Consider the following 11888-nt stretch of genomic DNA (forward strand, 5'->3'; position numbering starts at 1 on the left):
TAGCGATTGTTGCACAATGAATTCAAAGATGACGCATATGGGCATTGTTATGCAAGCCAAAGTGACTTTGAAAAGAAGAAATCGTGGAATAAACCATACTATTCTTGCTTTAGAGGTGAATCTTCCCCGGGAGGGTGCAAAGCGGAGTTCGGACTGGATTTTGTCATCGATGCGAACGGAAACTACATCGGCTGGGACCGCAAGGCACTTTGGCTTTATCTAGAGATGAAAGCGGCGAATGGTATAAAGGCGTTTTATGATGCCCTGGGCAACAACATATTGGTCAAGGAAACCTTGCTGCCGGCAAATTTCCCCGAGAGCATGGTCCAGAAACTGGGTGACGACGCTGCGCGGAAGACTGCCGGGATGGCGTTCTACAAGGGGAAGAAAAGGGTTCGCTACAAAAGGCTCAAGCAGAACCAGCTAAAATCGATGAAGGAAGCCATTGACATGTGCAAGAAATCGAAATTTTAGCAAGAATTATACTAGAGGAAATATCCCGCTACGGCGGGCTTTTTTATTGTAGACATAAATTCTAACACGGAATTGGCGAATTTGCCCAAATTTAGGCGTTTAAAAGCGTACAACGCAAATAGTCGGACTTTTATTGCTTTTGTATACAGCGGGATTTATCTTTGCGGTAAAGGGAAAACAACACTAATGGGAGTGAAAATGAATAAGATCCTTAAATCCTATGCAGGCATTTTGGCGTCTGCCGCTTGCTTGAGCGCTTTTGCTGCCACTACATCGATGGCCGCAGAAACCTACGCAGGAACCTTCTTTGACGAAAACGGTGCCTACTATGGCCCGGATTGCGAAAAGGATGGAAGCCAGCTGAACGGTGCTTACTACACTGGTAATTACACCAGCCCGTTCAAGACCTATTTGGGCAAGACTGACGAAGAAATCCAGGCAAAAATGGACAAAATGTGGAAGCACTACTTCAAGGGTGATCAAAATTCCCAGGTCTTTTTCGATAAAGGTTCCGAAGGTTACATCAAGGATATCAATAACAACGACGTACGTTCTGAAGGTATGTCTTACGGCATGATGATTGCCGTGCAGACGAACCACAAGGAAGAATTCGACAAGCTCTGGAATTGGGCCAAGAACCACATGTGGCACAAGAGTGGCGACTGGGACGGTTACTTTGCTTGGAAGCGCAACGATAGCGGTTACGAAGGCGATGATAACTGCGCACCGGATGGTGAAATGTATTTCATGATGTCCCTCTTGTTCGCAGCGAACCGCTGGAACGATGACCAATACAGAAAGGATGCTCTGTACATCATGGACAAGATGTGGAACAACCCGAACCACAAGCTCTTCAACCAGGGCAACTACATTATCGTGTTCCAGCCCCTTGGCAACGGTAACGATTTCTCTGACCCGTCTTATGACTTGCCGGCATACTTGGAATTGTTCTCCCGCTGGGCAGAAAAAGACACGGACAAGTGGACTAGAGCAGTATCTGCAGCACGCGATCACCTTTACAAGTCTTCCAATACGAGCTCCGGTTTGTTCGCTGACTACAGTGCTTTCAATGGTCAGCCGCAGTCTTATTCGTACAACTCGAATTCGACCAAGTATATGTACGACGCCATGCGTTGCGCTATGAACTTCGGTATGGACTATTACCTGTTCGGTGCTGACTCCACCAGAGAAATTGAAATGGCTACGAGAATTATCAATTTCTTTGAAAAGGATGGTTACAAGCACGCCCGCTTTAACTGGGACGGCACGGGTGCTGACGAAAGCTACACGCAGGGTGAAGCCGGCGCAAACGCTGTCGCAGCCATTGCCTTGAGAAGTACTTCGGGTTCTGAAGAAAAGATCAAGAAGAACCTCCAGCTGGCTTGGGACACGGAACTCATGACCGGTCAGTATCGTTACTACGATGGCCTGGTGCACTACCTCGCTATGCTTCATTTGAGCGGTAACTTCAAGATTTGGAAGCCGAAGCCGACTGTCGAATCTGAAGAAAAGACCATTACCGAAACCGAAATCAATGGCGTTACCTACAGTGACGGTGACAAGGTTGACTACTTCGAAGGCTGCAAGCTCTACAAGGCAACTGTCAAGCCTGCTGCGAATGCTATTGGCCGCATGACCCCGCGTTCTCTTGAATACAAGACTATTCGCAATTACGACCTGAAGGGCTGCAAGGTGAATGATGCCAACAAGGCCAATCACGGCGCCTACTACGGCAAGAAAGTTTTGGTGAAGTAAAATTCTCCAATTTCCATAAGTCCCTGCCCATTCAGTTGGGCGGGGATTTTTTTATTTAAAAAATTTGCTATCTTTGCACGCATAAAATCTCACACTAAACAAAAGGCTAAAAAATGGCTTCTAAAATCAAATCCGTTGTTGCCCGCCAGATCCTCGACTCTCGCGGCAATCCCTCTCTCGAAGTTGATGTTACCCTCGAAAACGGCGTGACCGGTCACGCTGCTGTTCCGAGCGGCGCTTCCACCGGCGAACGCGAAGCTTGCGAACTCCGCGACGGTGACAAGAAGACCTACCTCGGTAAGGGCGTCCTCACTGCAGTGAAGAACGTGAACACCAAGATTGCTAAGAAGATCATTGGCATGGATCCGGCCAAGCAGACCGAAGTTGATGACGCTATGATCGCTCTCGACGGCAACCGCATGCTCAAGAACAAGCTCGGTGCAAACGCTATCCTCGGCGTTTCTATGGCTGTTTGCGTTGCTGCCGCTAAGGATGCTGGCCTTCCGCTTTACCAGTACATCGCCAAGCTCCATGGCACCAAGAAGCTCACGCTCCCGTGCCCGATGTGCAACGTGATCAACGGCGGTGCTCACTCCTCCGCTCCGATCGACTTCCAGGAATTCATGATCGCTCCGGTTGGCGCCAAGACTTTCTCCAAGGGCCTCCAGATGGTCACCGAAATCTTCCACGCCCTCAAGGCTGTGCTGAAGAAGGCCGGCTTCGACACCACCGTTGGTGACGAAGGTGGCTTCGCTCCTGGCGTTTCTATCAAGCCGGCTAAGAACAAGTTCGGTTACGAAATCACTGGCGTGATGACTCTCGAAAAGGCTCTCGACGCCCTCAAGGCTGCAACGACCAATGCCGGTTACAAGTTCGGCACTGACATCAAGATCGCTCTTGACGTTGCTTCTTCCGAATTCTGCGACAAGAACACCAAGGCTGGCAAGCCGGAAACCTACACCTTCAAGAAGAGCACCAAGAAGACTGTCAAGTCTGCCGACATGGTGAAGCTCTATGAAAAGCTCATCGACAAGTACTCCATCTTCTCCATTGAAGACGGTCTCGATGAAGCTGACTGGGCTGGCTGGAAGGTCATGACCGACAAGCTCGGTGGCAAGATCAACCTCGTGGGTGACGACCTGTTCGTTACCAACCCGACCATCTTCGACGAAGGCATCAAGGCTGGCATCGCCAACGCTATCCTCATCAAGGTGAACCAGGTGGGTTCTGTGTCCGAAACTCTCGCTGCTATCAAGCGTGCTCAGAACGAAGGCTATGCTCCGATCGTTTCTCACCGCTCTGGCGAAACCGAAGACACCTTCATTGCTGACCTCGCCGTCGGTACTGCCGCTGGCCAGATCAAGACTGGTTCTCTCTCTCGTACGGACCGCGTTTGCAAGTACAACCGCCTCCTCCGCATCGAAGAAGAACTCGGCAAGGCTGCTGTCTACGCCGGTGACCCGCGCAAGGCTGCCGCTCCTGCTAAGAAGTGCGCCTGCAAGAAGGGTTGCAAGAAGTAATCTAGCCTTTTAGAATTACTAAGAAAAGCCGTCCTCCAAAGGGACGGTTTTTCTTTATGTACAAATTAATTTAACGGACTGTTTTTGCGTACAAGAGCGACCATAAAGGGCCGGTTGGTAAAAATGCGTGACGTAGGGCTCATAAATTGGTATTTTGCGCACATTTCGGGAACATTTAATGTTTTAAAATGCTGTTTTTGCTTTGAAATTCGGGGTACAGAATTTATTTTTTAGAAAGTAAATTGCCAATATTGGGGTTGGCGTATAAAAAGAGGTTTTATGAAACGTAAATTGTTCAAGTCCATTCTTACGGCCAGTGCAGTCGCCATGATTTGTGCTTGCGGCGATGATTCCGCTTCGAGCAATCCTGCAACTCCGATTGCAGACAACGCGTGCGCAAAGGCAGTCGTGACTGCAGACGCATGGATTTTCAACACGGGTGTAGTTGACGTGGTCATCTATACTGATGGTAACGTAACCGATGCTGCAGGCCAACCGTATGGTTATTATGACTCCGCTACGGGCGTTGTCATGGATTTGAACGGCAGCCCTATTGCAACGGGTGTAGATGTTGCAAACCTGACTGCTTGTGCGGCCAATGCGACTATCAATCCGAATACGGGTACGATCGAAAAGTTCAGTTCGTCGTCTGAAGCTACGGATCCGAACAATCCGACTTCTAGCGCAGAAAACAACGGCCAGAATCCGAGCGATCCGACTTCTAGTGCAGGCGGTACGAATCCGACCTCTAGCGCGGGCTCCAATCCGACTGACCCGACTTCTAGCGCTGGCACCGAACCTGTAGAAAACAGTTCTAGCAGTGTCGAGCCTGTCAAGCCGAGTGGCAACCCCGAAGAAGATATCAAGAAATACCCTGTCGCTGCCTATAAGAACCTTCTGGCGGAAGGCTCGACCCAAAAGGGTTGGAACTCCCGCTACTGGGATTCCTGCAAGCCCCACTGCAGTTGGATGGATAATGTTGATACTTCCAGCCAGGCCGCATATGCAGCTGCAGGTTACACGGTAAGAAACTGCAACATCCATGACGTTGAAATCCCCACGTTCACATTGAGCAAGGGCCTGGAGAGGTATTGGTGGGGCATGGAAGGTGTTCCCAGCTCCTGTGAAGTTGGCGCTGGAGGTTCCTTCACTTGTACCGATATGGCTCCCATTAGAGTGAACGATACCTTGTCCTATGGCTTCGTGGCTGGCCCCAGCAACCAGGGTTGCGGCAAGTGCTACCACTTGCAGTATGATGGCAGCACCAGCAATATGGGTGATGGTGGCCCGGATGTAAAGGACACGCATAAGGCTCTCAAGGGCAAGCACATGATCGTCATGGCATCCAATATTGGTCATGATGTCGATGCTAGTAGTACCCAGTTCGACCTGCTTGTTCCCGGTGGCGGCGTCGGTATCTTTAACGCACTCTCTACGCAGATTGGCAAGACTCCAGAAGAACTCGGTAGCAACAATGGTGGTGTCCTGAGCTATTGCATGCAGAAACTGGGTTACTGGCAAGTTACCAAGGAACAATACCAAGAATGCGTGATTGAAAAGTGCGAAGCTGTATTTGACTCCACTGTGTGGCCTCACCTGAATCGTGGTTGCAAGTGGCTTGCCACATTCTTCGAGGCTGCGGACAATCCTTCCTTCGTTTGGGAAGAAGTGGAATGCCCCCAGTATTTGGTGGATAAGTACCGGACAACCCTCAGCCTGGAACTTGAAACCAATATCCTTTACTCTGAAAAGTGGGACAATTATAAAGGTGACGGACAATTCATTACGACGGATGCCTGCTCCAGAACTGCCAATGCTCAGGGCGAACACTGCGATCCTGACCAGTTGGCTGCAGACAAGGCCAAGTCTTACTAGTCCTACGCCCCGTAACGAGGATTTATGAAACGTAAACTGTTCAAGTCAATGGTTGTGGCAGGCGCGGTCGCCATGATTTGCGCTTGCGGTGATGATGCTGCTTCGAATAACGCTTCTGACCAGACGGGTTATGAACCTGGTACGGATGTAATCGATAACCCGAATCCTTCGGATGGTACAATCAATTCGGTCGATTCGCAGAATCCGAATTCGTCGCCCGACGGCAATAACCAGGATCCGAATAATCCGGCATCTAGCGCAGGAAACAACGGACAGAATCCGGCTGATCCGACGTCTAGTGCGGGCGCAAATCCGAACGATCCTACATCCAGTGCCGGCACCGGACCTACCGTAAGCAGTAGTTCTGTGAATACGGATCCGGAATTGGGTCCCGACGGATTCCCGACAATTGAATCTTACGGTGCACCTTCGGCTGAATACACCAAGGACATTAGCGCTACGGCAAGACGTGGCTGGAACACCCGCTACTGGGATGCCTGCAAGCCGCATTGCTCTTGGCTTAGGGAAAGCGAAAACGATACAACTCGTGCGGATTTGTCTTCCGATGAGGCCTATCTCGCTGACCTTGCCACGGCGCGTAACTGCAACATTCACGATGTAGAAGTCCCCACCTTTACCTTGGGTAATGTCAGTAGGTCTTGGCTCGGCTACGAAGGTACCAGAAGCGCCTGCGGCGATGAAAAGGAAAAGGGCGTGTTCACCTGCACAGACATGGCTCCTATTGCCGTGAACGACACTCTTGCCTATGCATACGTTGCGGGCACTGCCGACAGTAAGTGCGGTAGATGCTATCACTTGCAGTATGATGGTCACTTTAAACACGAAATGGAAAACAACCCGCCCAAGGCGACTCATAAGGCCCTTAAGGGCAAGCACCTGGTGGTGATGGCCTCTAACATCGGTAGAGATGTCTCTGGGGGTGACGCGGATTTGCCTGCGGGGCAGTTCGACTTGATGGTTCCGGGTGGCGGCGTGGGCGCCTTTGATGCTCTCTCTACCCAGGTGAACAAGGGTGCCGATTTTAACTGGGGTGCTGGTTTTGGCGGGTTCCTTACGGAATGCCAGAAACAAGCAAACTGCGGTACCGAAGGTTCCCTGGAATGTTACCAGACTTGTATCAAGGATATGTGCGAAGCGGCTTTCGGTGACGCCGGCCTCCCGAACCTTTTGCGCGGTTGCAACTGGTTTGCTGACTGGTACATGGCTGCCGACAATCCGACTTACTACATCGAAGAAGTGGAATGCCCGCAGTACTTGATCGATCATTACATGACCCGATACAACACTTCTACGACAACCAACATCAAGAAAGTAGAAGACTGGTCCACGTTCAAGAAAGGCGACGTACTCGATACGCTCCATTGCTGGAAGGCGGGCGAAGCCCCCGCAGAAGATGGATGGCAAAATCCGAGCGCCGGTTGCGACGTGAATTAATCAAATTTTCAGATTATATGCAAGCCCCGCGATTTTTCGCGGGGTTTCTTTTTGTATCTTGTAGGCATGAATAAGAAGATCCTCGCCTTAAGTCTCGTTGCTGGTTCCCTTGCTTTTGCCGGGGAGCACTGGAATGTAGATGCGGGTGCGGTATCTATGAAGTACCTTTCGATGCATGCGTCGGCCAGGACGGCTGCCCTTTCGGGTGCGGGCGTTGCTGATGCTACCAGTGCTTCTGACATTTCGAGGAATCCGCTGGCGATGAACGGCGTAGCCGAAGCCGAGGCGGGTGTCAATCACATTATTTTCCCCGAATATACGGCCGACGATTACACGACGGCTTACGTGGCGCTCCCTTTTGCGGCGTTTAACTATCCGTTGACTTTTTCGGCGGGTGCTGAATTTCTAGGCTACGACGGAATCGAGGGCCGCGACGAGGAAGGTTTCAAGACTTCCGATTACGGTGCCTATGCCTGGGTGCTCCAGGCGGGCCTCGGTAACCGCGACAAGGCTTTCAACTGGGCCTTTTCTGCACGCTTTAGCCAGCAGACCATCGACGACGAAACGGCGATTGCTGTCCTTGGCGACGTGGGTGGCGCCTACCACGTGAACGAGTATTTTGCCTTTGGCGCGACGCTCACGAACTTCGGTTACATGAGCGACTACGATGGCGAAAAAGAAACCGCTCCCATGGCCTTGCAGGCGGGTGTTACGGGCATTCTGCCCATAGCGAAGCTCTTTAGCCTGGAAAGCGAATGGAACCTTCACGTGTCTGCCGACGCCTACCGCCGTGCCGACATGCAGGATCCCGAATGGCGCTTTGGCGGTGAACTCGATTACATGCAGACACTGTTGCTGCGTGTGGGTTATGCGGCTCGCCCCGATACCGAAGACGGCGTGAGTGCGGGTATCGGTTTCAATTTTGGGATGATTACCTTTGATTACGGCTACAGTCCCAAGAAGGCCTTTGACGGCGGGTATCACTACCTGACTCTTGGCATGAGATTCTAGCTCCCGTGCTTCTTGATTTGGTAGTATAGGCATCCTCGGCTGATGCCTAATTTTTTTGCGGTGGCATTTCTGTTGCCTTTGTTTTTTGAAAGTTCCGAATAGATCAGGCTCCATTCGGGGGAGATGGAGTTGCGGCGGGTAGGCCCCGTGTTGTAAAGGGTGGCGGTGTCGGCGACAGAACCGGTTTCGACGCACTCGCAAAATTCCTCTTCCAGTATTTTAGGCAGGGTTATGTCGTAGGGTTTGAGCAGGGAATAGCGCTGCAGAACGTTCTTGAGCTGTCGGACGTTTCCGGGCCATTCCTTGCGTGCCAGGAGCTTGATTTCGAAGGTGGTAAGCGTAGTCCTTTCGCCGACTTCTTTCCAGATTTCCTGGGCGATAAGGCCGAAATCCTCGCGCTCCCGCAGGGGCGGGATCTTGATGGGGAACACGTTCAGTCGGAAGTAGAGGTCTTCGCGGAATCGCCCTGCCCGGACTTCGGAACGCAAGTCGCGGTTGGTGGCACAGACCAGCCGGAAGTCTACGGGGAGGGCGGTACAGCTGCCGAGCGGCATGACGGAGCGCTCTTGCAGAATGCGCAAGAGCTTGCACTGGATTTCCAGTGGCATCTCGCCGATTTCGTCGAGAAAGAGGGTGCCGTGGGCCGCCGAGCGCACGATTCCCTGGCGCTCTTCGGTGGCGCCGGTAAAGGCGCCCTTGTGGTGACCTTCCAGGATGCTTTCGGAAAGTCCCTTGGCCACGGCTCCGCAGTTGAGGGCTATAAAGGGGCCTTCCGAGCGCTTGCTGTGGGCATGGATAAAGCGGGCGGCGACTTCTTTGCCGGAGCCGGATTCGCCGAGCAGTAGCACCGAAATGTCGGAGCTTGCCGCGATGCGTAATAGGGATTCGTGTCTGTTCATAGAGCCTCTATACTATACACGCTTTTTTAGAGGCCCTGAATACCGAAAACGCGAATAATTTACATTCGCGCGCTTTTTTTTACAAAAAAGCCGCCGGCACCTGTTGGTGGTCGGTGGCTTCTGGAAAGCTGGAAATTGAATTTTACTTTTCGATGTACTTCATCATCTTGCGGAGCAGCTTTTCGGAGCGCTTCTTGAAAGCTTCCTTCTTGTCGTCGGCTTTCTTGTACAAGGCGTCGTCGCCGTATGTGTTGTTGTTCTGTGCCACGGCGATGCTCTTGATGCACTCTTCGAATTCGACGTCGTTGTTGATCCTGTAATATGTTGCGTAGGCGAATTCTTCATCTGGGTCATTGTTGATTTTAAGGTGTTCCAGGTTTTCTTCCTTGCAAAGGCTATTATCCACGACCTTTCTTATGGTGTAGGCATTGCAGGTTTTGACGCCGTCGGTCACATCGATACTGATATCTTCATCGGTATAGGCGTTGTAGTTGAATTTGAAGGATTGGTCAGCTTTGTTGATGGTAACGGTATAGGTCTTTTCGCCAATTTTGAAGGTCTGGCTTGTCTTTGTCTCTTCTATGATTTGGACATTATTTTTTTCGATACTTCTCGTGAGCGTTTCATAATCTTCATCTTCGTATACATCGAAAATATCGTTCGCATCGCCATCGAAATAATACCCGCCATTCAGGGCATTGTACAGTTCCTTCATGAAGTAGGATTTCATGTAACCCACAGCTTCGATGTCAGAAAGATAGACGTCAAAATGGTATTCGATGCTGGCCGTGGCCTTACCCTGGCTGAGCTTAAGGGTGCGCGTCATGTAACGGGCCTCTTTTTCGTAGCACATCTTTTCGCCGGTGCTGCTGTTGTAACTGCAAGGAAGGTTGGTCCAGGTTCCGTAAATATTGCCGGCGGAGCCGCCCACAAACAGGTCTCCATAGTTGTCAGTTTCGCCTTCGTCGATATCCAAGAGTACCAATGTATCGCCGAGGAATGAATATTTGGCGGAATCGACATCGCCGGGTTGCGAGATAGATTTCCAGGCGAGGCCTGCTTGGGTTACGACGCATTGGTCGATAGAAAAGGGATCGGTGGTTATTACGAGTAGCTGCTGGGCCTCGTCCACATAAAGCGAACCCGATTGGGAGTACGAGGTGGAGGCCGAGGAACTGTCGTCACCGCAAGCGGCCAGAATTAATGCTGAGGCTGCAGTGGCAGCGAATAAAGAATGTTTCATATTTTCTCCCTTCCTTATAAGAGCAGTAATTGGGTATTTCCGCTAGAATATAATAAATAAAACCCTAGACACCGTGATTTCAAGTTGCTAAATTTACCCCGCAACGGTAAAATGCCGTGCAGACATAGACACAAAAACCAAGTGGCTGGCCAGATGGGTAGGCTTGGGCACGACGGTCGCGAGGAAAGCGGCTGCGCTCGAAGCCGAGAGGTTTGGTGGCCCAAAAGGAAAAAATGAGTCAAAGAATCGTATGTAAGTTCGGCGGCAGCTCTGTCGCCGATGCAGGCCAGTTCAAGAAGATCAAGGCCATCGTTGAATCCGACAAGAACCGCAAGGTCATCGTCGTTTCCGCCCCCGGCAAGCGCAATCCTAAGGAAACCAAGCTTACCGACCTCCTCTACAGCACCTACGACCTCGCCTCCAAGGGCCTCGACTTTTCGACCCCGTGGAATCTGATCCGTCAGCGCTATGACGAAATCTGCAACGATCTCGGCCTCGGTGATAAGCTCACCGAAGATCTCGACAGCCTCGAAGACAAGCTCAAGAACCACCCCGAATCCGTCAGCACCGACTTCCTGGTGAGCCGCGGTGAGTTCCTGTGCGCACGCCTCATGGCCAAGTACCTGGGCGCAAACTTTGTGGATACCTTCCCGCTGATTACCTTCGACGACAAGTATCGCATTACGCCGAAGACCTACGAAGATATCGCAAAGACCCTCTCCGACGAAAATCAGCTTTACGTGCTGCCGGGCTTCTATGGTAGCAACCTCCGTGGCGAAGTGAAGACCTTCAGCCGTGGCGGTTCCGACATCACGGGCGCTATCCTTGCCAACGGTATCGATGCCGCCAAGTACGAAAACTGGACCGACGTTTCGGGCATGCTCATGGCTGACCCGCGCATCGTCGAAAATCCGCTGCCGATCGAATACGTGAGCTACCGCGAAATCCGCGAACTCGCTTACTCCGGCGCTTCCGTGCTCCACGACGAATCTATCGCTCCGTGCCGCGCCAAGAAAATTCCTATCAATATCCGCAACACGAACCGCCCGCAGGATCCGGGTACCATCATCGGCCCCACTCCGGAAGAAGCAAAGCTCCCGATTACGGGCGTTGCTGGCCGTAAGGGCTTCTCGATGATTTACATCGAAAAGTCCATGATGAACAAGGAAGTGGGCTTCGGTCGCCGCGTGCTCGCCGTGCTCGAAAGCGAAGGCCTTTCCTACGAACTCTGCCCGAGCGCTATCGACTCCATGAGCATCGTGGTGGACTCCAAGTCCCTCGACGCCGTGCAGGATGTGGTTCTCGAAGACATCACGCAGCAGATGCGCCCCGACCGTATCAAGGTGTTCCCGGGTATCTCGCTGATTGCTACCGTGGGTCATGGCATGACGAACAAGATCGGTGTGGCTGCAAAGCTCTTTACCGCTCTCGCCGACAACAAGGTGAACGTTCGCATTATCGACCAGGGTTCTTCGCAGATCAACATCATCACTGGTGTTGACGAAGCCGATACCGAGAAGGCCATCAAGGCCATCTACGGCGCCTTCGTGAAGTGACGCCATCGGCGTCATCCTGAGCGACGAATGTCGCGAAGGATCTCACGAAGCAATCCATTATGAAACGCCCCCGACCTTAACGGCCGGGGGTGTTTTATTT

At 51.8% G+C, this 11888-nt stretch carries 9 protein-coding genes; 7 read left to right on the forward strand and 2 right to left on the reverse strand.

The features are described 5' to 3' along the window. Positions 1-9 precede the first annotated feature (9 nt). The 6 genes from ACJMNB_RS08620 to ACJMNB_RS08645 all read left to right on the forward strand — a co-directional run bounded on the left by ACJMNB_RS08620 (position 10) and on the right by ACJMNB_RS08645 (position 8090). Positions 10-474 (forward strand): hypothetical protein, encoded by a 465-nt coding sequence (locus ACJMNB_RS08620; RefSeq protein WP_405341424.1) that lies wholly within the window; start codon positions 10-12, stop codon positions 472-474. A 198-nt stretch (positions 475-672) separates the two neighbouring features. Further along, on the forward strand, positions 673-2229 hold the full coding sequence (locus tag ACJMNB_RS08625; protein WP_405341427.1) for a glycosyl hydrolase family 8: 1557 nt from the start codon (positions 673-675) through the stop codon (positions 2227-2229). 113 nt (positions 2230-2342) lie between these two features. Next, positions 2343-3749, forward strand: coding sequence for a phosphopyruvate hydratase (eno, locus tag ACJMNB_RS08630; protein ID WP_405341430.1), 1407 nt, complete (start codon positions 2343-2345; stop codon positions 3747-3749). Between the two features lie 279 nt (positions 3750-4028). Continuing rightward, positions 4029-5624, forward strand: a complete 1596-nt coding sequence (locus tag ACJMNB_RS08635) for a glycosyl hydrolase family 5 (protein WP_405341433.1) — start codon at positions 4029-4031, stop codon at positions 5622-5624. Positions 5625-5648: 24 nt separating this feature from the next. Further along, a complete protein-coding gene (locus ACJMNB_RS08640) occupies positions 5649-7079 on the forward strand; it encodes a glycosyl hydrolase family 5 (protein WP_405341436.1) in 1431 nt (476 codons plus the stop codon). Between the two features lie 66 nt (positions 7080-7145). Next, positions 7146-8090 carry a PorV/PorQ family protein gene (locus ACJMNB_RS08645; RefSeq protein ID WP_405341439.1) on the forward strand — a complete coding sequence of 315 codons (945 nt, stop codon included), beginning with the start codon at positions 7146-7148 and terminating at the stop codon, positions 8088-8090. On the opposite strand, the gene ACJMNB_RS08650 is transcribed toward ACJMNB_RS08645, so the two are convergent. Both ACJMNB_RS08650 and ACJMNB_RS08655 read right to left on the reverse strand, forming a co-directional pair. Next, the gene (locus ACJMNB_RS08650; protein ID WP_405341442.1) at positions 8087-8989 is read right to left on the reverse strand and encodes a sigma 54-interacting transcriptional regulator; all 903 of its coding nucleotides are present in this window, start codon (positions 8987-8989) and stop codon (positions 8087-8089) included. The two genes, ACJMNB_RS08645 and ACJMNB_RS08650, sit on opposite strands and share 4 nt — an antisense overlap. Before the next feature lie 142 nt (positions 8990-9131). Continuing rightward, positions 9132-10232 carry a hypothetical protein gene (locus ACJMNB_RS08655; RefSeq protein ID WP_405341445.1) on the reverse strand — a complete coding sequence of 367 codons (1101 nt, stop codon included), beginning with the start codon at positions 10230-10232 and terminating at the stop codon, positions 9132-9134. A 233-nt stretch (positions 10233-10465) separates the two neighbouring features. Here ACJMNB_RS08655 and ACJMNB_RS08660 point away from each other — a divergent pair, with 233 nt between their 5' ends. Continuing rightward, complete coding sequence (locus ACJMNB_RS08660) at positions 10466-11788, forward strand: aspartate kinase (RefSeq protein ID WP_405341448.1); 1323 nt, start codon at positions 10466-10468, stop codon at positions 11786-11788. Positions 11789-11888: the final 100 nt, after the last annotated feature.

This window comes from Fibrobacter sp. (genome assembly GCF_045131395.1).
GTDB lineage: Bacteria > Fibrobacterota > Fibrobacteria > Fibrobacterales > Fibrobacteraceae > Fibrobacter.